At 62.1% G+C, this 19,439-nt stretch carries 18 protein-coding genes; 5 read left to right on the top strand and 13 right to left on the bottom strand.

Going from position 1 to position 19,439, the window contains the following annotated elements; translation table 11 throughout:
• Window positions 1-19: 19 nt before the first annotated feature.
• From flgK to ACRARG_RS17610, 3 genes are all read right to left on the bottom strand, one after another.
• Window positions 20-1,432: a flagellar hook-associated protein FlgK gene (flgK, locus tag ACRARG_RS17620; RefSeq protein WP_432691524.1), complete on the bottom strand. Its 1,413-nt coding sequence runs from the start codon at window positions 1,430-1,432 to the stop codon at window positions 20-22.
• Between the two features lie 63 nt (window positions 1,433-1,495).
• Complete coding sequence (locus tag ACRARG_RS17615) at window positions 1,496-2,812, bottom strand: flagellar hook protein FlgE (protein WP_432691523.1); 1,317 nt, start codon at window positions 2,810-2,812, stop codon at window positions 1,496-1,498.
• 200 nt (window positions 2,813-3,012) lie between these two features.
• Complete coding sequence (locus ACRARG_RS17610) at window positions 3,013-4,911, bottom strand: hypothetical protein (protein ID WP_432691522.1); 1,899 nt, start codon at window positions 4,909-4,911, stop codon at window positions 3,013-3,015.
• Between the two features lie 116 nt (window positions 4,912-5,027).
• On the opposite strand from ACRARG_RS17610, the gene flgF reads away from it, so the two are divergent.
• From flgF to ACRARG_RS17585, 5 genes are all read left to right on the top strand, one after another.
• Window positions 5,028-5,777 (top strand): flagellar basal-body rod protein FlgF, encoded by a 750-nt coding sequence (gene flgF, locus ACRARG_RS17605; RefSeq protein ID WP_432691521.1) that lies wholly within the window; start codon window positions 5,028-5,030, stop codon window positions 5,775-5,777.
• Window positions 5,778-5,805: 28 nt separating this feature from the next.
• Window positions 5,806-6,591 (top strand): flagellar basal-body rod protein FlgG, encoded by a 786-nt coding sequence (flgG, locus tag ACRARG_RS17600; RefSeq protein ID WP_432691520.1) that lies wholly within the window; start codon window positions 5,806-5,808, stop codon window positions 6,589-6,591.
• A gap of 15 nt (window positions 6,592-6,606) precedes the next feature.
• Window positions 6,607-7,275, top strand: a complete 669-nt coding sequence (gene flgA, locus ACRARG_RS17595; protein ID WP_432691519.1) for a flagellar basal body P-ring formation chaperone FlgA — start codon at window positions 6,607-6,609, stop codon at window positions 7,273-7,275.
• Window positions 7,276-7,277: 2 nt separating this feature from the next.
• The gene (locus ACRARG_RS17590; protein WP_432691518.1) at window positions 7,278-8,048 is read left to right on the top strand and encodes a flagellar basal body L-ring protein FlgH; all 771 of its coding nucleotides are present in this window, start codon (window positions 7,278-7,280) and stop codon (window positions 8,046-8,048) included.
• A gap of 86 nt (window positions 8,049-8,134) precedes the next feature.
• Window positions 8,135-9,007 carry a hypothetical protein gene (locus ACRARG_RS17585; protein ID WP_432691517.1) on the top strand — a complete coding sequence of 291 codons (873 nt, stop codon included), beginning with the start codon at window positions 8,135-8,137 and terminating at the stop codon, window positions 9,005-9,007.
• 9 nt (window positions 9,008-9,016) lie between these two features.
• On the opposite strand, the gene ACRARG_RS17580 is transcribed toward ACRARG_RS17585, so the two are convergent.
• From ACRARG_RS17580 to ACRARG_RS17535, 10 genes are all read right to left on the bottom strand, one after another.
• Window positions 9,017-9,691 (bottom strand): flagellar hook assembly protein FlgD, encoded by a 675-nt coding sequence (locus ACRARG_RS17580; RefSeq protein ID WP_432691516.1) that lies wholly within the window; start codon window positions 9,689-9,691, stop codon window positions 9,017-9,019.
• Between the two features lie 10 nt (window positions 9,692-9,701).
• Window positions 9,702-11,153: a flagellar hook-length control protein FliK gene (locus ACRARG_RS17575; protein ID WP_432691515.1), complete on the bottom strand. Its 1,452-nt coding sequence runs from the start codon at window positions 11,151-11,153 to the stop codon at window positions 9,702-9,704.
• Window positions 11,154-11,176: 23 nt separating this feature from the next.
• Window positions 11,177-11,923: a sigma-70 family RNA polymerase sigma factor gene (locus ACRARG_RS17570; RefSeq protein WP_432691514.1), complete on the bottom strand. Its 747-nt coding sequence runs from the start codon at window positions 11,921-11,923 to the stop codon at window positions 11,177-11,179.
• A gap of 98 nt (window positions 11,924-12,021) precedes the next feature.
• Entirely contained in the window at window positions 12,022-12,780 is a 759-nt protein-coding gene (locus ACRARG_RS17565) for a hypothetical protein (protein WP_432691513.1), read from the bottom strand.
• A 297-nt stretch (window positions 12,781-13,077) separates the two neighbouring features.
• On the bottom strand, window positions 13,078-14,055 hold the full coding sequence (locus ACRARG_RS17560) for a flagellar motor protein MotB (protein ID WP_432691512.1): 978 nt from the start codon (window positions 14,053-14,055) through the stop codon (window positions 13,078-13,080).
• A gap of 19 nt (window positions 14,056-14,074) precedes the next feature.
• Complete coding sequence (locus ACRARG_RS17555; protein WP_432691511.1) at window positions 14,075-14,482, bottom strand: Ros/MucR family transcriptional regulator; 408 nt, start codon at window positions 14,480-14,482, stop codon at window positions 14,075-14,077.
• Between the two features lie 82 nt (window positions 14,483-14,564).
• Window positions 14,565-14,819, bottom strand: a complete 255-nt coding sequence (locus ACRARG_RS17550) for a MucR family transcriptional regulator (protein WP_432691510.1) — start codon at window positions 14,817-14,819, stop codon at window positions 14,565-14,567.
• A gap of 202 nt (window positions 14,820-15,021) precedes the next feature.
• On the bottom strand, window positions 15,022-16,881 hold the full coding sequence (locus ACRARG_RS17545) for a tetratricopeptide repeat protein (protein WP_432691509.1): 1,860 nt from the start codon (window positions 16,879-16,881) through the stop codon (window positions 15,022-15,024).
• A 1-nt stretch (window position 16,882) separates the two neighbouring features.
• The gene (locus ACRARG_RS17540; protein WP_432691508.1) at window positions 16,883-18,229 is read right to left on the bottom strand and encodes an FkbM family methyltransferase; all 1,347 of its coding nucleotides are present in this window, start codon (window positions 18,227-18,229) and stop codon (window positions 16,883-16,885) included.
• Window positions 18,226-19,422, bottom strand: coding sequence for a hypothetical protein (locus tag ACRARG_RS17535; RefSeq protein ID WP_432691507.1), 1,197 nt, complete (start codon window positions 19,420-19,422; stop codon window positions 18,226-18,228). Before ACRARG_RS17535 ends, ACRARG_RS17540 begins: the two co-directional genes overlap by 4 nt.
• Window positions 19,423-19,439 lie beyond the last annotated feature (17 nt).

The following is a 19,439-nucleotide window of genomic DNA, read 5'->3' as shown; positions in this document are numbered from 1 at the left end:
CTGTTATGCCTCACTCACGTCACACGGCGGCAAGAAGCGTATCGATCATTTCGATCGCGGTCTTCAGCGCCTGAGAATTCGCATTGTAAGCCTGTTCCACCAGCGTCAGGTTCTGCAATTCGGTGTCGATGTTCACGCCTCGTGCGTCCAACCGGGCCGCGCGATAGGTTTCCGCGCTGGCCGAGAGGGATGTCAGGCTGGCCTGCACATCCACCCGGACGTTCTGCTGTTTGGCAAAAATGCCGGAGGTGAATTCCGACAGGGTGTTGGTGCTGCCCTGCCCCGCCGCCGGATCGAAGGCCGTCGTGGCCGAGAAGATATCGACAAAGGCCAGCAGCTGCGTCGGATCAGAGGCCGCGCCTTCGGTCACGGCGCTCATGCCATCCCGGATCCGCCACAGATCGCCGCCTTGCGTCGGATCGACCGCGGCGTTCACCGTGATACGGCCCGCGAGGCCTTCGAGATTGGCCGCATTATAGGCCGCCCCCGCATCGGTGAAGAGCCCGGGATCACCCGCGGCAAGCGAGGTATCGGCAGCCTCGAACCCTTCGATCAGCGCCCGCGCCATTTCGTCCAGTTCCAGCTGCATCTGGGGAACGGTTTCCGTCATCAGCTCGATATGGCCGGCCAGCGTACCGCTGTCGAACCCGCGCCGACCGGATGCACCCGGCGTGATATTTTCATTGCCCGCGGTCAGTGTCTGCGTCGTCCGGTTGTAGGCAAGTTCCTGGAATTCCAGCCCTTTGACCAGCTCTACCCCGCCCTCGGTATAGACTTCCGCGCGGCCCATCTCGTCGTATTGAACCTGGATGCCCATCACCTCGGCGAGGCTGTCGAGCGTGGCGCCCATCTCGTCCTGTAGCGCGGCATAGGCATTGCTGCCCGGCGCCGTCGCCGCGATATTCCTGTTCAGCCGGACCACGTTTTCCATCAGGTCGTTCGCGGCCTCGACATCCGTCTCGATCCCGCTCAGGGCACGGCTTTCCATCTGGCTCAGACCGCCGCTGGCACTTTGCAGGGCCGTGGCCAGCTGACGACCGGCAGAGACGGCCTGTTGCTGAAGTGTCTCGTTCTCGGGCGCGTTGGACAGCAGCGCCATCGCATTTTCAAAGGCCGTCAGGCTTCCGGGAAGGCTGGTTTCGCTGTCGATTTCGCCCAGCGACGTCGTGTAAAGCGTCAGGCTGTCGACCATGACGCTCTGCTTGGCGGCGGCGGCCCATTCGCCGCGGAACATGGCATCCATCGCCGTCTGGGTCGAACGAGACACGCCAAGGATCGAAACGCCTCCGCTGAGCGCACCGGTCACATCCAGCGTGCGTCGGGAGTAACTTTCGTTCTGAGCATTCGCGATATTGGCCGACACAAGTTCGGCGCGCAGGGAATTTGCCATCAGCCCGGTGCGGCTGGCGTTGATCGCGGAAAGAATAGACATGTCAGGCCCTCACTCAGGCAAGGAAAGACGCACCGGGCCGACCCGGTGCGTCAGTCGTCAGGATCAGCGTTTCAGGTTCACTGTCTCGTTCAGCATCTCATCAGCGGTCGTGATGATCTTCGAGTTCGACGAGAAGGCGCGCTGTTTCTGGATCAGCTCGGTCAGTTCCTCGGCCACATCGACGTTGGAGCTTTCGACGGAGGACCCGGCGATTTCACCAGCCGAGCCGACACCGGCTTCGGACAGGGTGAATGCACCAGAGGACTCGCTGACGGCAAAGATGGTGTTATCCGCCGTGGTCAGCCCGTTCGGGTTGGGCACTGTCACCAGCGGAACCTGATAAAGCGCCCGACGCATGCCATTGTCGAAAATGCCCCAGACCGTGCCGTCATTGTCGATTTCGGCACGCGACAGCGATCCGGACTGCGTCCCGTCACCCGAGCTTTGCAGCGGCACATAGTCGCCGGAGAACTGCGTCAGCCCTTCAAAGGTGTTGGGCGCGCCCATCTCGACCTCGATGACCTGAGGCGAGGTGCCGTTGTCGATCGTGATCGTGGCGACCCCGGTCGTGGCATCGAACGCAAAGGCAGCCGGCGCCGTCGCGGTGCTGGTGATCGCGCTATAGGCCGACGGCGTGCCGGCCAGCGCGCCGCTGTCGTTGAAGGTTGCGGTCAGCGACCCGTAGGAATTGCCGTCCGCATCGGTGATCGACAGGCTCCATTCATTGGCCGTGGAGGTCGGCTGCCAGGAGAACTGAAGCCGGTCGGATTCACCCAGGGGCGTGAAGAATTCCATCGAATTGACAAAGGCGTCGCCCGGCGTTGTAAGCCCGGTTTCCTGCGACGGCAGGTTGCCCGTGATCTGCATGGTCGAGGTGGGGTTACCCGCGATGGTCGCATCCGCAAGGTTGATCGTCTCCAGCCCGGAGAACTGGTTGCGGTCGACCGGGCCGAGGCTGCCGGTTTCGTCATAGGGGAACCCGGCGAGGTAGTAGCCGGCCGAGTTGACCAGATACCCGTTGGCATCCTTTTCAAAATCGCCCGCCCGCGTCAGATAGGTCTCGCCGGTATAGAGGTTGTCCTCATCGTCGATCCCCCGGGTCACAGCAAAGAACCCGTCGCCGCTGATCGCGAGGTTGGTCGCAACCGACGACCCGAGAACCGTCCCGTCGCGGGTGTTTTCGTTCTGAACGCTCGCCCGGACGCCAGATGCGTCCGAACCGCTGCCCGGCACCGATGCGCCAGAGGTCAGCATATTGGCAAAGCTGCGCCGATAGCCGTTGGTGTCAGAGTTTGCGATATTATAGGAAATCTTTGCGACAGCCTTTGAATTGGCCATCAGGCCGCTGACGCCAGAGCTCATCGCCTGGGAAATGCTCATAACTGCCCCTCGTTTGTTTTTTTACGGGATCCGTTTTGGTCCCTTGTAGCCGAATATAGTCAATCGGATTTTCAACGAGGTTAAAGAATAGAGAATTTTAATCCTGCGCCGGAACATGTGACATTCAAGGATCACCCGCCCGAACAGCACCGGTCAATCCTTAGACAAACCATGCCCTGAGGCGCCCGTGCGGGTCCGGGTCAGTTGGTCTCAGGCGCGACCGCATCCAGATCGTCCAGCGTGCGGCCCGCGTTCTCAACCCGGCTGGTCGCCGAGTCCTGTCGCAACGGAAACACCTGCGCCGGCGTGTCGGTCAGCCCGCGTGCAATATCGGCCCATTGCGGCAGCTCGGTCAGCTCAGGGAATGCCGCTCCCAGCTCTGTGGCCTTGTCGAGGTCTCCGGACCGGAACGCAGACAGCAGGAACTGCAGCGCGCTTTCGAATGGCATTTCTGCCCCCAGCCGGTCCCAGATCGCCTGATATTCCGACTGGGCCTCTGCCCATTCTTCGCGATCGAACCGGGCATCGGCACGAAGCTGCAAAAACTCCACCGTCGGCTCCTGTTGGCTGGTTTCAAGCACCGCGGCGCTTTGCCCGGTTTCGGCATAAAGCGTCGCCAGCATCTGAGTGCGCCGGTCTTCCAGCTCCGGCTCTCCCGACAGAAGCGGGTCTTTCAGAACCTGCGTCGCAGCCGAATACTGGCCGCCGTAGATCAGGCTCTCGGACTGTTTGAGGCGGAGTTCATCCAGGCGGGTATCGGTGACGCTGTCGTCCAGACCAAGGTCGCGCGCCACGGCCAGGTGATCGTGAACGGATTGATATTCCTGCGCCGCCACAAGGGTCGAGCCCAGCTCACGAAACCTGTCGGCGAATTGTTCGGCGCGGGTTGCGAAACCGGGCTCAAACCGGAAATCGGGCGCAATCTGCCGATGCGCCACGAGAAATTCGCTCAGTGGCAGCGCGCCTGACACGCCGGCCTCATACACTTCCGAAATCAGCGCCCGCGCCTTCTGGCGCGCCAGTTCCGCTGCCGGATTGTCCGGAAACCTGTCCAGGATCGCGGCATATGTCGTGATCGCCCCGACCGGATCGCCCAGAGACTGATCCAGCGCGGCGATATCCGACAGGACCATCAGGGCGCTGTCATCGCCCCGCCAGATCTGGCTCTCTCGGAACAGCAGGTCGCGCGCTTCCTCTGCGGTCATGAACTCGTTTCGCAGGGCAAGGGCAATCGTGGCCAGCCGTCCGCGGTGCCCATAGCCATCATGGGCCGCCCCGGCCAGAGCGTAACTGTCAAAGGCGGCCAGATGATCGCCGCCGGCTTCGGCGGCGCGGCCCAGCAGATAGTTAAACGCGGAACTGCTGCTCAGCCGTGGATTGGCATGGAATTCGCCTGCAAAGTCGCGCGCCACGCGCCACTGCCCGTTGTGGATCGCCGCTTCCAGCAGATCGGGCAGAAATTCCGCGCGATAGGCAGGTGGGAAATAGTCCATCCGGTCACGCGCATCGCCCAGGAACGGGGCGGCGGCAGACAGGTCGCCATTGCGCACGGCACGCAGGGCCAGAAACAGCGGCTGATCCTGCCACCCCGCGTAATCCGGACCAAGCAGCGCCGCGGCTCTGTCTGTCACGGTGGCCCCTCTCGGGTCGATCAGCCCAAGCGCCAGCTCCAGCGCCGCGCGACGCATTTCCATCGGCGGGGACAGATCCGCCCCGTCCAGCCGCGCCAGAAGAGAGAGCCCCTCCGGCGCCAGCGCATACCGGTAATGCAGCGCCGCCAGAGACATCAGCGCATCCGCCATAGCCGAACCCGGTGCGTCACCCGGCCGGGCGCCTTCCATGGCCCGCCCCAGAACCTCAAGCCCGGCCGCCCTGGCCTCGATGAACGGGAGCGGCGTGGTCGCCGGCTGATACAGCACCGGCGGCACCTCCCAGGTGGTCTGCGCCACCGGGGCCGGCCCGACCGCCGGGGATTGCGTCACCGCCGAGGGATATTGCGTCTCGATCACCGCAGGCTGCACCTTCGGCTGTTCCGCGAACGCGCCCGGACCAAGCACCATTCCGGCCGAAAAAATGGATATGCAAAGATAGCTACGCAATTATTGACTTCTTTTCTTGGAGGTGCTTCTATAATGCCAAGAAAAATGCGCCATCCGCAAGAAAAGAAAATGGATAGGACGCAAGGTTTGAGGACAGTTGAGCAAAGGGGCAACGGATGGACAACACCACGTATGTGGCATTGTCTCTGGCCAGGGCCATGCAGCGCGATCTGGATGTGACGGCGAACAATATCGCCAACGCAAACACGGCGGGCTTCAAGGCTGAAAGGGTCGTTTTTTCAAGCTACCTGCACCCCGACGAGGGCGCCGAGGTCGGCGAAGGCACGAACTTCGTGGTCGACGAGGGGTCCTTTCTCGACGAACAACAGGGCGCCTTTACCCGGACCGATAACCCGCTGGACGTGGCCGTGCGCGGCAAGGCCTGGATGAGCTACCGCACACCCGAAGGCACGCAGGCTTTCGGACGTGACGGTCAGTTCGAGGTCAACGCCAATGGCACTCTGGTCACGCTCAGCGGCGCTCATGTGCTGGACGAAGGCGGGGCCGATATCGTGATCCCGCCCGGCGCCGGAGAAATCAAGATCTCCGTCGACGGCACGATCGCATCGGACAATGCCGGCGTTCTGGGCAAGATCGGTCTGTTCGACCTGCCCGACATCCAGAGCTATGTCCGCCTGGGCGCGTCGATGATTGCCCCGCCGGAAGGCCGCGCCAGCATGGCGCGGGCCGCGCAGGGATCTGAACTGGCACAGGGCACATTGGAGCTGAGCAACGTCCAGCCCATCCAGGAAGTGACCCGTCTGATGATGATTCAGAAAGCCTACGACCAGGCGACAAAGCTGATGACAACCGAAGACGAACTGAAAAAGGACATGCTGCGCCGTATGGGCCAGATGTCCGCATAACAAGACAGGCAGGAGCAGGGGACAGGTCATGAAAGCACTCGGGATCGCCGCAACCGGCATGATGGCGCAACAGACCAACGTCGACGTCATTTCGAACAATATCGCCAATGCCTCGACAACGGGGTTCAAATCGGTCCGCGCCTCGTTTCAGGACCTTCTCTACGAACATCTCGAACGTGAGGGCGCGCCGACCTCCGAACAGGGTACATACCGGCCAACGGGGATCGATGTCGGTCTGGGCGTCCGAACCGCCGGCACCGTCCGTCTGAACACGCAGGGCGGGCTGACCCAGACGGAAAACGAGCTCGATCTGGCCATCGAGGGGCGCGGCTTCCTGACCGTGAACATGCCAGACGGAACGGTGGCCTATTCCCGCGATGGCAACCTGCGGATCAATGCCGAAGGTCAGGTCGTCACCCAACAGGGCTATGAGGTGAACCCGGGCATCGTCATTCCCGACGACACCACCCGGATCGAAATTGCCGAAACCGGCATCGTCTCGGCATTTGCCGGCAACGACAACACGCCTGTCGAAATTGGTCAGATCACCCTGTCGACCTTCGTCAACGAAGCCGGGATGCGGCCGCTGGGCAACAACCTCCTGGCCGAAACGGTCGCCTCCGGCGCCGCGACACTGGCCAACCCGGGCGATCCCTCTGTCGGGATCCTGCGCCAGGGGTATCTCGAAAATTCCAACGTCAACATCATCCAGCAGATCACCGACCTGATCTCTGCGCAGCGCGCCTATGAGATGAATTCCAAGTCGATCGAGACGGCCGACCAGATGATGACCACCGCCAACCAGATCCGGTAAGCCTGAGGACCCGACATGCGCAGACTTCTCTATTACGTCACCATCGTCCTTGTGGTCTTTGTCCTGCCGGCCTCGGTCTGGGCAGAGCCGATCGAAACGCTTGTCGACGAACGCGCCCGCGAAAGCTATGGCGTCCAGCTGCCCGATCAGGCCCGGTTCAAGATCGCGCTCAAGGACGGCACCCCGGAGGAGGCCGAGAGCTTTTCCGACTACTGGATGGACAAGATCACCGGGCGGTTTCTGGCCAATGCCATCCTGCCCGACGGCAGCGTGAAACGGATCGAAGGCCGCGCAGTTGCGGTCATGGATGTGCCGGTTCCGACCCGGCGGCTTCTGCCCGGCGAGATCATCACCGCAGCTGACCTCCAGCAATCAACCCTGCCGCTGGGCCGGATCGGTGCCTTTACGGTCACGCAGACAGACGCCGTCCAGGGCATGCAGGTCAAGCGCCTGCTGGCCCAGGGCCGGCCCGTACAGACCCAGTCCATCATCCCCCCTGTCATCGTCGACCGGGGCGAACGGGTGTCCATCCGCTATGAAGACGGCCAGCTCGCGCTGTCGGCCCCCGGCCGTGCGCTCAGCGAAGGCCACAGAGGCCAGGAGATCCGGGTGGTGAACCTTGCCAGCAACACATCGGTCACGGCAGTCGCCGTCGCCAAGGGAATCGTGAGAGTGATCCGTTGAAGATGTCTCCTATTCGGTCCGCGTTGCGGACGTCTTTGTCGTGTTTTGCGCTTCTGGCCGTCGCGGCCTGCGGCAACGACCCGTTCAACCAGGACCCGAATGTCTCGGGCATTGACATGTCGCCCACGACAATGCCCGAGGTTGCCCGCGTTCAGGTGCCGATGCCGCCGCCCGAGGTTGTCCATATCCCGGAACGGGCCGAGGGCGCCTCGATCTGGCAGCATGGGTCCGGCGGCTTCTTTGCCGATCAGCGCGCCACCCGCGTCGGCGACATTCTGACCATCAATATCGAGATCGACGACGAAGCGCAGCTGTCCAACGCCTCTGACAGGGAGCGCAGCGGATCCGGCGGGCTGGAACGGCCGAGCTTCTTTGGCTACGGCGGCAAATTGCACAAGATCCTGCCGGGGATCGGCGCAGATGACCTGCCCGAGAACGACCTGGTCGATATCTCGTCTTCCGTGTCCGCCAGCGGCTCCGGCTCGATCAAGCGGAATGAGTCGATCAAGCTGAAGGTCGCCGCTCTCGTCGTCCAGATGCTGCCGAACGGCAATATGGTTGTCGCCGGCCGGCAGGAGGTCAAGGTGAACCAGGAACTGCGCGAATTGCGCGTGGCCGGTATCATCCGGCCGCAGGACATCGCAATCGACAACACCATACCCTACGAGAAAATTGCCGAAGCCCGCATCTCCTACGGCGGCGAAGGCTCGATCTCCGACCAGCAGAGACGGAGTTACGGCGAAGGTGTTCTGGACATAATCTTGCCCTATTAACTCTGATTTTCGACGCAGTTCGGTAAAACTCTCGCCCTTCTTCATCATCATAACGGCACCTGAGAAAAACAGGCTCAGGTGTCGAGATGAAGAAATCGTTGATTGCCATTGCGGCAGTTCCGGTCCTCTGTGCAGGTGCGGGCTTCGGCGCGGGCAAGTTCCTTGTCACCAAGCCCGCTGCCACGCACGAAGAAGCAGCCGTGTCCAAAACGGACGCGGAAGAAGTGCTCGACCAGATGGCAGATGAGCATGACACCCATGCCGCCCCCCAGACCGAAGACCATGGCGCAGCCGGTCACGAAGCCGAGGCGCCCGCCGCACATGGTACGGAAAAGACCCCGGCCGCCGCCCATGGCGACAGCCACGCAGAGGCTATCCCGGCGTCTTACCAATGGGAATCCGGCAGCCTGCCCAACTCTGTCAGCAAACCCACCCGCGTAGCGGAGGCAATGGCCGCGCTGGAGGCCCGGAAAAAGGCCGAACAGGCGAAATGGCCCCGCAATCCGACCGATGGCGAACGGCTTCGCATGGAAGGCCAGCATATTTCCCAGACCCGGACGGAACACCCGGCCCTGCTGCCCGTGAATACCGAAGCCAAGGTCGCACGCGATGCGATCAAGCGGATCGAGGAATCGGACGACCACGTGGTGAAGCTCGGGCGGATGACAGTGCCTGTCTACAAGGCCGCCAATGTGACCTATGTCGTCGCAGATTTCGGCGTATCCGTGTCTGACCTGGACCAGGCGAAAACCTTTTACGAGGCCGAAAATGCCACCCGCCTGCGCGACGTCATCATGAAATCGATGCACGATGCCGCTGGCACGACCCTGCTACAGAGCGATGTGATCAATGCCCAGAAACTGGCCGATCGCGTCGCCGATGACCTCAAGCAGAAATTCCGGGGCGTCGAAGACGTCCTGTTCCTGTCGCTCTATCAGACGGACCTGCCGCGCAGCTGAGGTGGTGGATCACTCCACCGCCTGCACCTCGTCGCTGGAAACCATGTCGCCATTCGCCAGATGCAGCACGGCCAGCCCATCGAGGAAGGTCAGCCGTTCGACCATGACATTGACGTAGCTTTCCGCGTCGACGGTAGTGCCGTCCTGGTCCACCGCGACGATTTCGACACTATAGGTCCCGTCGGTGACAGGCAGACCCTCGTAATCAAGACCGTCCCAGCTGAAGGAATGGATTTCATCCGTTGCCGTTTCCAGCCCCGGGATTTCGCGCAGAACCGTGCCTGATGCGTCGGTGATGACGGCGCTGACACTGGTTGCACCGGCCGCGAGCGTATATTCAAACTCCGCCGCCCCTTCCGCCAGCGTGATCTCGCTCGACGGCACCGTGACCGTGCGACCGATCAGCCCCAGATCGGAGGAAAGCCCGACCGAATTCAGCTGGCTCGCAATCGCCTCCAGATGAGAGTTGGTGGTGATCGACTGTTCCACCTGGCTGAGCTGTGCCAGCTGCGACACGAAGGTCGTGCTGTCCATCGGTTCAAGCGGGTCCTGGTTGGTCAGCTGCGCCGTCAGAAGGGTCAGGAAGCTTTTGTAATCCGTCGCCAGCTTGTTCGCGGCCACGTCAGAAGCCGTGGTCGTCGTCGTCGTGGCAAGTGCGCTTGTATCGGTAATGCTGGTGACCATGGCTGTCTCCTCAGGTCAGAATATCCAGACGGCCATCGCCGACGGTATTGGTTTCGGGCAGCGCCACGTCTTCCTCCTCGGCCGAGGTCGAGATCATGCCGGAGGGTGAGGTCTGTTCAGCCGGCAGTCGTCGCTCACCGCCCTGCCCCATGTTTTCGAAACTCATCTGATCGCCGCCGACCGAAGCGCCGCCGTCCCGTAGCAATCCGGCCAGAAGATCGCGGTCGGACCGCATGGCGTTCAGCACTGCGGGGTTTTCTGCGCGCAGAACCACTCTCAGCCGGCCTTCTTCGTCGGGCGACAGTTCGATCTCGATCCCGCCCAGCCCTTGTGGCGTCAATTCGATCCGGGTGGTGCCCTCGCTGAACGACACGCCGCGGATTTGCCCGGCGAGGTTACGGGCGAACCCCTGTTCCGGGCTTGCCGGCGTTTTGGGTTGCGCGACCTCCGCCGACGGCGCCACCGAATTGAGCGCCAGAGGCTGGACCGTCGCGGACGCCGTGCCCGCCACCGTGGGCACGTCCGTCGCAGCGGTGCCCGCGCGTTCGGACCCGGAGGCGAGCGCCTGCGCCAGCATCAGCCGCAGCGCATTGGGCAGCGGCGGTGTTTCCCGGGGCAAAGCCACCTCCGGGACATCTTCTGTCGGTGTCAGGATATCCAAAGCATCGGCGGATTGGATATCCTCGATAGATGGCTCTGCCGCGTCTTCGGATGTCGCTGCCTGCCGATCTGTCGCTGCGGCGGGCCGTGACACGCCGGAGCCCGTCCCCGCCGGCACAAGCGCGACCAGCGAAGGATCCTGTCCGCGCGTTACCGGCGCTTCGCCCGTGGCGCTGGCGCGTTCTGGCGACGGTGCCGGATCCACGGCGCCCGGTGCCACCTCGCCCTCTGTCGTCAAACCGGAAGTCGCGGCCTCCGGCAAAGCAGGCTCTTCGACAGAGCCCTCTGTGGTGACCTCCGACGACACGAAGGCAGACACCTCCTCGCGCCTCTGGATGTCCTGGACCAGTCGGCCCGACGTGAGGGCCGGATCTGGCTCTGCCTTCAGCAGCTGAACGGCCTGGGTCAACAGCTCTGTCGCCTCGCCGTCCTGCCCGACCAGCTGCGGCATGACCTCCGACAGCATGGACACAGACACGCCTGCCTCGCTCAGCACCGTATCGAGTTCATCAATCATCTCGCGCGCCCAGTCGTCAAAGGCCGGACCGGGCAAAACCTCGCCATCGGGAAACGCCTCTTCCAGACTCGCCTCTGCCGTGGCACGGAAATCCGCAAGCGCGGCCTCCAGCTCTTCAGGCGTCACCTCTGGCGGGATGTCCTGACCGGCTTCAGCCGACCCTTCAGACCCGGAATTCGAAAGGCCTGCGAGCATCGCCGCAAAACTGTCTGCCGGGGCTTCCGTCTGGTCAGACGTCACACCGCGATTTTGCTCCGCACGAAAATCCGCCCTTTGCGCGAGCATTCCCAGAATTGATAAACCAGACATCAGTTCAACATCGTCCTCTGAAAACCGTTTTCCACCAAAACCTGACGGAGCCGCGACAACGCGCGCCGCTCCATCTGCCGAAGCCTGTCCCGCGAAATTCGCAAGGCTCCGGCGACATCTTCCAGACTGTCCGGCACAGACTTCAGCCGCCGCCGGCGGATGATCTCTGCTTCTTCGGACGTCATGGCCAGCAGCGCCCGATCGATCAGCGAACACTGAACCGCATGCAGAGACCCGGCTGCGGCCAGGTCCTCGGGAGACTGTTCATCATAGACCAGCGCGTCATGCAGCGGGGCCGGCCCGTCTTCGCTGCGCGCATCCAGATCGATCACCCCGGAGATCGCTGCTTTCAGACGTTCGATCTCTTCCTCCGCGCCCGCCCCGTTGCGCATGGCCGACATGGCCCGAACCGGCACATCGATGACAGAACGGGTCCGCGCCGCCGCCGAGGCCACACCGTTCATGACCCACCAGGCCGAATAGGTTGAAAACCGGACATCCTGCTCAAGGTCGAAATTATCCGCCGCACGGATCAGCCCCACCATGCCCTCGGCCGCCAGATCCTCCAGATGTGCGGGATTATCCGTCCAGCGCATCGCCATGGACCAGCACTGACGCGCATGCGACCGCACAAGAATCGCCAATGCGTCGCGGTCGCCCTCAAGCTGCCACCGCGTCAACGCATCACGTTCTTCATCGTAACTCAGCAGCGATTCACGCATCGCCGCCTGAATGGAATTGGGCATCATGGTTAAGTGCCTGCTTTACAGCTAAAAAGCATGAACAGGAAAACACAGATCACCAATTCTTTGAAGAATTGTTTGATTTAAGCCGCGTTAAATTATCAATTTCTTTGCGAATTTTTTGTATTTACACCGCGACTTCTTTCCTGCGGCCCCAGTTGCTGCCGGACGGCCGCGCCGATCTGTTCCGCCCAGGTGCCAAATCCACGCGTGCCGCCGACCGGCATCATCAGCCGCATCGAGATCTGTATCGCGTCAGCGCCGGCAAAACTGCCATCCAGGGCCCTGAGGTATGTCACAAGCTCAGGGCGGCGCAGGAAATCGGCCCGGTCGAACAGCCCCGTCACATCGCAGCCCGCCCCCCTGGCGCCGGACCAGTAAGCACCCAGCGACGCCGCCAGACCCAGACGAAATTCGCCGGGCTCCAGGCCGACATGCCGGAACCCGCTGGCTTCGACCAGCCGGTCACAGGAGACGGCCATGGCATAAAGCGCGGCAGTCTCCTGCTCCATCGGGAAGGCACCGTCGCGCAGCAGGTTGAGCATCACCTCCCCCATGATCAGCCCCGCGTCATAAGACACAGGCCCGCGTGACCCGCAGTCGCGCAACACCACAAAGGCGCCGTAGGGAACATCCAGACCCAGCTCTTCGGTCAGCACATCACCGAGCGGGACCGCCGGCATCAGTTCCACATCGTCCATCAGTACGGACACGGCCTCTGGTCGTCCCTCTGCAGACAGAAGAACGTGGTGCACCGGCACCAGCGCGCGCAGCTGGCGCGACAGGGTTTTGGTGTCCCCATCGCGCGCTGCCCGTATGCGCCCGGTCCAGATGTCTTCCAATACTCGGTCGTTCTTCATACCCGTGCCCCAATATCTTGTGGGTCCAAGGTACAGATAGAGGGATCTCTCGAAAAGAAACAATACGCGGAGGGCCACCGAAATATGGGGATAAGTTTTCCACCCGCCCCTATATATGGATCAGCGCCTGGCATGTAGATGGGTGCAACCCAAACAAAACAAAACAGGTTGCTCCGACACCGGAGGTGTGGATGACTTCCCCCTCCCGCCTGCACGCGAAATGCGCAAGCAGAGCGGCGAGGCATCACCGGGCGGTATCTCGGTCCCGCCCGGCGCTCATCAATGATTCGAAATCGGTTACTCCAGGACCGGCTCGGGATAGCTGAGCAGGACAGAGATCCGCCGGTTTTCGGCAGCCTGCGTATCCTCTGGGTTCAGCGGCTCCGTATCGGCAAGCCCGGCAATCCGTTTCAGCCGCGCGGCCGAAACACCGGTATCGACCAGGATGCGCCGCGTGGCATTGGCCCGGTCCGCCGACAGCTCCCAGTTCGTATAGCCGCGCGTATTCGTGAACGGGACACTATCGGTATGCCCGGAAATCACGATGGAATTGTCCATATCCAGGATCGCCTCGGCGATAATGCGGATCAGGTCGCGGGTCCGGGTATCCACCCTGGCAGAGCCGCGATCGAACATCGACCGGCCCTCCTTGTCGACGATCTGGATCATCAGACCCTCGGGCGTCCGGTCGAACCGCAGGTTTTCCGTCAGCTCCTCCAGATCCTCGCGCTCCGCCACGTGCTGACGGATTTCCTGTTCCAGGGCTTCCATCTCGGCTTCACGCGCATCCTTGGCCGCTTCCAGCTGCTCTTTGGCAACCATCTGTTCGACCGCGGAGTCCACGGGCTCTTCCTGCGGGGGGGTCACGGGCACCATGGTGCCGTCTTCCTGGGTGGCGTATTCGACGATGATATCGGTGCGTTCCTCGTCCCGCAGACGGGAGTCGAACACGGCCAGCGGGTTTTCACGACCGAAGGTCGGCACCTGCGTATCGCCTTCCGGTGTCGAACTGCCGTTATAGTCGCCGTTCTCCGAAACGATCTCGCCGTTCAGCAGCCCTTCGCCCTTGCCGCCGGACTGGCTGAGCGACGGGGTGAAGTAATCGGCCAGACCCCGCAGCGCTTCCTCGTCAGAGGCGGCGAGGATCCACAGCAGAAGGAAAAACGCCATCATGGCCGTCATGAAGTCGGCATAGGCCACCTTCCAGCCGCCGCCATGATGGCCGCCGCCACCGCCTTCTTCGATTTTCTTGATGATAATCGGCTGATCGCTCATTGCTTATACCTCGACCGGATTATCCGTCCTGCTTCAGGCTGCGCTCGTATTTCCCGAAACCCGCCTGTTTGGCGTGGCTGGCCTTCTTGCGGGAATAGCTGGGGGCGACCAGCGGAAACTCGGCCGGAAGCCCGAACATCGTGCGATACTCAGCCTCCGTCAGCCCGTGTTCGGCACCGAGATGCCGTTTGAGCATCTTGAAACCGCGCCCGCAGCACAGACAGTAGACCTTGTCTTCGGTCACTGCGCGGTCGATGGGAAGCGCCGGGTTTGCCTGGCCCTGCATCGGCTGGGACGGCACCAGGCCCCCCTCATCCGACATGAGCCTGTTATACAGTTCGACGATCGCGTCAGGTGTCGCGTCCGGCCTTGCGGCGAAGGAGGCGACAATCGTCGCGACCATGTCCTTTTTGTTGTTCTCTGCCATGCCTGTCCTCAGTCACTGCCCGCAGGGTCCGTTGCCCGATCTTGTCGCCGGTGCCGGCCCTGCTCTGTCTTCGTTTTTTATATTATTCATGGCGCGCCCCTTTCAGGACGGCCCGGCGACGGAGCCTGTAGCTTTCCGCCACCAACGGATAGTCGGGTGGCAGCCCCCAACGATCCCGGTATTCCTCCGGTGTCATGCGCAGGGTTTCCTGCAGATGGCGCCGCAACAGGACCTGACGCGATCCTGTATCGAGGCAGACAAGAAAATTCGGGGTCACGCTTTCTTCAACCCGCACCGCCGGGCGCAGCGCCACAACGGAATTGCGGCGCCGTCGCACGGATGACAGAACAGACCCCAGCCAATGCCAAGGTCCCTTCTTGCCCCCAGATCCGATGCGATCAGCGCGCATAAACGCCCCCGAACTGTCCCGAAACCAGCCGGCAACTTGCCCGCTGTCCCTGACAACATAGGTCAGCTTGGTTAAAGCGAGTTGAAAGACAGAGGTTTTTCATGCCTGATCCAAGAATAATATTCTGAGATCATGCGAGTGTTGCCGATTTCAAACGATTCAGAGGATCGGTCCAGTCGTCTATTCGGCTTTGCCGATACAGATTCAGGTTGCCATACCATGGATCGCGCTCCCCTTCGTTGCTCCAGTACCAGATACACGGCGTTCCCGTCGGGATCAGAACATGCGTATCGGGATGCCCGATCGCGCCGCAGACATGCGCCGTTGTATTGTCAATCGTCACAACCCTGTCGAGCGCCGCAACCTGGGCAAAGAAGCCCGCAAGGTCGGCCATCTGATCGATGTCGGCGTCATCCAGAATGGTCAGGTCGGGCCGGGCGCGGCGGGCCGCCGTCAGCTCGGACGTCCGGTCGCCATATTGCAGGTTCACGACAAAGGCGCCCTGTGGCACTGCGTCAAGGATCTGTTCCAGCGTGACCGCCCGCAGATGCCCCATCATCGCGCCCGAGGTCCAGGCCACACCGTAGATCGGCGCGCCCTGTGCCAGGCCTTCGTATTTCGACCGGATTTCCGCAACAAGATCCGCATCGGGCGTCACAGTCGCCCCATGATGATCACTGCGTTTCGTGCCATCGATATAGCGGGCGAAGTCGCCGATATGGACCAGTTCATTGGCTTTGGGGATAAGCCCGAGCTGTTCGAATTCATGCCGGTCCACGGCCTCGAGCCCGTAGACGTTCTGTTTCAGCGCCGCCTCGAACCGGCCGTCAGAGACGAAACGGATCTTCGTCTTGGCAAAATCGATTGGCGCCAGCCGCAGAAGGGACAGGAAGGCCAGCTGATCGCCGATCCCCTGTTCGCCGATCAGATACAGCGTTTCCAACCCGCGCAGGTTCTCCGGTTCGGAATTTTCATACCGGAAGTAATTGCGCTGACCTTCGGTGATCCGCTCTGCGTAATATTCGGCACCGCGCTGGAATTCGCCGCGCCCCATGAGGAAGACCCCGAAGGCCTTGGCGATGCCGGGGCGACGGCCCGCGATATGCACCGCTTCGAGAAAGAGCCCCTCTGCCTCATCAAGAAGCCCGAGGTCCTGATGGATATTGGCCATGACGCCACGGATTTCCGCCAGGTTCTCCGCATCGGTGAATTCGTGCGACCGGGCCAGGTCCAGGGCATCCTGAGGCCGGCGCAGCAGCCGCAGCACGACCGAAAGGTACACGATCGCCGCGTCGCGGCTTTCAAACCCCGGTTCCGCGAGAAGCTCCCGGCCAAAGGTTTCGGCTTCCTTTGCCCGACCCTGATAGATAAGGGCCCGCAGATGCGCAATTCCGTGCGCCGCCGGTTTCGGGTCGATTTTCCAGGTCCGGTTCAGCCAGTCCGCCGCGGGTTTGGTCTCTCCGATACTGATACAGGCATCGGCCAGGAACAGGGACAGCTCCGCATCCTCCAGCCGGGACACGACGGGCCCCAGAACATCGACGGCCGTATGCACCCGCCCCATCTGCGTCATGAGATCGAGGTAGATCAGGATCAGCCCGCGTTCATCCGCGCCGGCGCCAAACGCTTTTTCGGCAGCGGCAACGGCCTTGTAAGGATCTGCCTGCAGGACATAGGCCTTGGCCAGCCCGACCAGCGACCCGGATTCCTTTGGGTTCAGCTCTGTCGCGCGGGCAAAAAACGCCTCTGCCGTCTTGCCTTCGCGGCGGGCCAGCGCGGCACCGCCGAGGACGATCCAGCCATGTTCGCTTTTGGGTTTGCTGAGCGCAACCGGATGCGCCAGCTGCACCGCCTGCATGACGTCACCTGCGTTCAGAGCGCGGTAGGCTTGATGAATCTCCAGCGCCTCGGGGCCGGAAATACCGTAGAGTTTCGAAGCCTTGGCCTGGCGGGCACGGCGATCTTTGCGGGAAAGGGCTGTCTCGGACATGTCACTCCTTCGGCACGGCAAAATAATCGATGGTATTTATGTAGGAGGTGCTGTCGACGATCCGGTAGCCGGCGTCCCGACACCATGCCTGCGCAAAGGCAAGCATATTTTCCCGTTTGACTTCGATCCAGATAACCGGCCGGTCGCGTGCGATCAGGGCCTGTGCACCGTCAAGGACGTCAAACTCCATACCTTCGGCGTCTATCTTGATGAAATCGACCCGGTCCTCGCCCATGAGCGCGTCGAGCGTTTTCGTCTCTATCCCGCCTCCATCGTCGGCAACCAGCCGCGTCGCGCCGAGATTGTCGGCATTGTCCTGCTGCGTCCGGAAGCGCCCGGACGACCGCCCTGCCCCGTAGCCCATGCCGCGCCGGTCGACATATCCGCCAATGCCATTGGCATCGATATTGTCTTCGAGAAGACGCAGCGCATCCGGGTTCGGCTCAACCGGATAGATCCGCGCGGGATCAAGGTGCTTGCTGTACCACACGACATGATTGCCGATATTGGCCCCAACTTCGAGAATGCGCGGATTGGCAACCTTGAGAATGCGTTTCAGCTTTTCCAGCGATCCCGCTTCGAAGAACCGGCCGCGGACATGCGTGTTCTGGATGATATCGGTGGGGTTGGTCAGCCGCATGCGCGCCTCGGGCGACCCGGAGGCATCTTTGAGGTCGACATAGACACTAACCTTGCCCAACTCCTCCCTCCAGAGGCCGGTGACGGCATTGGTCCAGTCGCCACCCGTGGCCGATCTTGGCCCGGTGGAATGCTGCCCGCGCTGGTTGATGAAAAAGATCTCAGGCCGCTTGGCACAACGATGGCCTGCCCAGAGCTGTCGATAGAGGTTGTAGTCCTCGCCCGCGTCCATATCGACGTCAAAGCCGATCGCGGCAACCGCATCCGTCCGGTAAAACCCGCCAATCTGGATCGCGTTATAGGGGTCCGTGCGCAGGAAGTCCTCACGACTGTCCAGACGCTCCGCCTGACTGTCCCTCAGCTCCGGCTCTCCGCCGGGATCGAAGGTGCAGATCAGACCCCAAACCGCCTCAAGATCGGGTTCTTCCGCAATAACGCGTCCGAAAGCCTCAAAGGCATTGGGGGTAAGAACATCATCCGCGTCGAGAAAGAAAATCCAGTCGCAGCCGTCCCGCGCCGCCTTGGCAATGCCTTCATTGCGGCGGGCAGAGCGGCCATGCCTGCCTTCGGTGTCATCCATCATCACATGCCGAACCTCGGCGAATGGCCCCATGTTATAGGACTTCGCCTGTTCAACAGAGGGCGCGCAGACCGTATTGAACAGGTCCAGATGCCCCGGGCCGACCGGCGTGATGACGGCGCATTTCATTCGGGCAGGCTCCGGCTTTCCTCCAGCGCCATATTGTCGATCAGATTGAGCGGAACAGACACGCCGCGGGTGACCTGCGGCGCAGCATCGCCACCAAAGGCCCGGCTGAGATAGGTCGAGATATCGCTGGTTTCGACACCGCCCCGGACCATCAGCGCGCCGGTCAACGCGCCCACAGCCATAAGCGCGACCATCGCCGCACGGGCCGGCGTGACGACCCGCGCACGCGGGGGGCGCTGTTTCTGCGGCTGCGCAACGACTTCACCGATGCGGGTGCCCGGCGCGACAAAGACACCGCGCGAAGTCACCGTCACCTCTGCCTGACGACGGCCGGCGCGGAATTTCTCTGCTAAGGCCGGCGGGAAGGCCTGGACCGGCAGATCGATGACAACACTTGTGGCACTGTTCCAGCCGGAAATGGCCTCTCTCGGGATCATGAAGCGCGCATAGTCATCGCGGAAACTGACTTCTGTGACCTGGATCGGCTGGGCCTGAATGCTCAGCCGCGACGGACGCAGGATCAGACGGACCGAACCCTCAAAGGCGATGATCTCCGCCTCCACCACCAGGCATTCACCTTTCAGAGCTTTCGCCCCCTCGACATATCCCATCGGAAGCTTCGACACCTCGGGAACGGGGGCGGACACGGGCGCAGGCTTTGGCGCCACGGCCTTCTGAGCGCCGCCCATCGTCAGGGTCAGCCGCGGCTTGACGGGTCGCGGGCGCACCTTGGGACGGAAGGGAACAACCGGCTGTTCGCGATGGCGGAAGGCCGGGCCCGGCGGCGGCGATTTCTTGTTCGCGACCTCCGCCTCGTTCGGCTTCATGGTTGCAGGATCCAGACCCTTTTCCACCGCATATTCGTAATTGATGGCGTAATCCGCAGCGACCTCCGGCAGGTCGTGCGACTCCGCGACGATCCGCAGAATTTTCTGCTCTTCCGAGAATTTGACGCGACGGGTCGGATACCCCTGCTCTTCGGGAACAACGGTGAATTCCCCCCTGGACCGCCCCATGACAGAAGAGACCTTGCGCATCACAGCGCTGCTTTCTGCCTTGTGGTAGACAAGGATCTCACAATCGCCTTCCTCGTCAAGGCAAAGCACCGAGTTCATGTCATCCGGCCATTCCGCAAAAACGCCGGCCATCTGTTCTGCATCAAGAAAATACGCAAGCTTCTCTGTCGCTGCCATGAATCAACCCGCCCAAG

This window comes from Pseudooceanicola profundi (assembly GCF_050897955.1).
In the GTDB taxonomy this organism is placed as follows: Bacteria; Pseudomonadota; Alphaproteobacteria; order Rhodobacterales; family Rhodobacteraceae; genus Pseudooceanicola.
This window is presented reverse-complemented; position numbering and strand designations above follow the sequence as displayed.

Excerpts from the sequence above, each read along its gene's own strand:
- flgK (WP_432691524.1), bottom strand. The coding sequence starts at position 1,432 with ATGTCTATTCTTTCCGCGATCAACGCCAGCCGCACCGGGCTGATGGCA.
- ACRARG_RS17615 (WP_432691523.1), bottom strand. The coding sequence starts at position 2,812 with ATGAGCATTTCCCAGGCGATGAGCTCTGGCGTCAGCGGCCTGATGGCC.
- flgF (WP_432691521.1), top strand. The coding sequence starts at position 5,028 with ATGGACAACACCACGTATGTGGCATTGTCTCTGGCCAGGGCCATGCAG.
- flgG (WP_432691520.1), top strand. The coding sequence starts at position 5,806 with ATGAAAGCACTCGGGATCGCCGCAACCGGCATGATGGCGCAACAGACC.
- flgA (WP_432691519.1), top strand. The coding sequence starts at position 6,607 with ATGCGCAGACTTCTCTATTACGTCACCATCGTCCTTGTGGTCTTTGTC.
- ACRARG_RS17590 (WP_432691518.1), top strand. The coding sequence starts at position 7,278 with ATGTCTCCTATTCGGTCCGCGTTGCGGACGTCTTTGTCGTGTTTTGCG.
- ACRARG_RS17585 (WP_432691517.1), top strand. The coding sequence starts at position 8,135 with ATGAAGAAATCGTTGATTGCCATTGCGGCAGTTCCGGTCCTCTGTGCA.
- ACRARG_RS17580 (WP_432691516.1), bottom strand. The coding sequence starts at position 9,691 with ATGGTCACCAGCATTACCGATACAAGCGCACTTGCCACGACGACGACG.
- ACRARG_RS17575 (WP_432691515.1), bottom strand. The coding sequence starts at position 11,153 with ATGCTCGCGCAAAGGGCGGATTTTCGTGCGGAGCAAAATCGCGGTGTG.
- ACRARG_RS17570 (WP_432691514.1), bottom strand. The coding sequence starts at position 11,923 with ATGCCCAATTCCATTCAGGCGGCGATGCGTGAATCGCTGCTGAGTTAC.
- ACRARG_RS17565 (WP_432691513.1), bottom strand. The coding sequence starts at position 12,780 with ATGAAGAACGACCGAGTATTGGAAGACATCTGGACCGGGCGCATACGG.
- ACRARG_RS17560 (WP_432691512.1), bottom strand. The coding sequence starts at position 14,055 with ATGAGCGATCAGCCGATTATCATCAAGAAAATCGAAGAAGGCGGTGGC.
- ACRARG_RS17555 (WP_432691511.1), bottom strand. The coding sequence starts at position 14,482 with ATGGCAGAGAACAACAAAAAGGACATGGTCGCGACGATTGTCGCCTCC.
- ACRARG_RS17545 (WP_432691509.1), bottom strand. The coding sequence starts at position 16,881 with ATGTCCGAGACAGCCCTTTCCCGCAAAGATCGCCGTGCCCGCCAGGCC.
- ACRARG_RS17540 (WP_432691508.1), bottom strand. The coding sequence starts at position 18,229 with ATGAAATGCGCCGTCATCACGCCGGTCGGCCCGGGGCATCTGGACCTG.
- ACRARG_RS17535 (WP_432691507.1), bottom strand. The coding sequence starts at position 19,422 with ATGGCAGCGACAGAGAAGCTTGCGTATTTTCTTGATGCAGAACAGATG.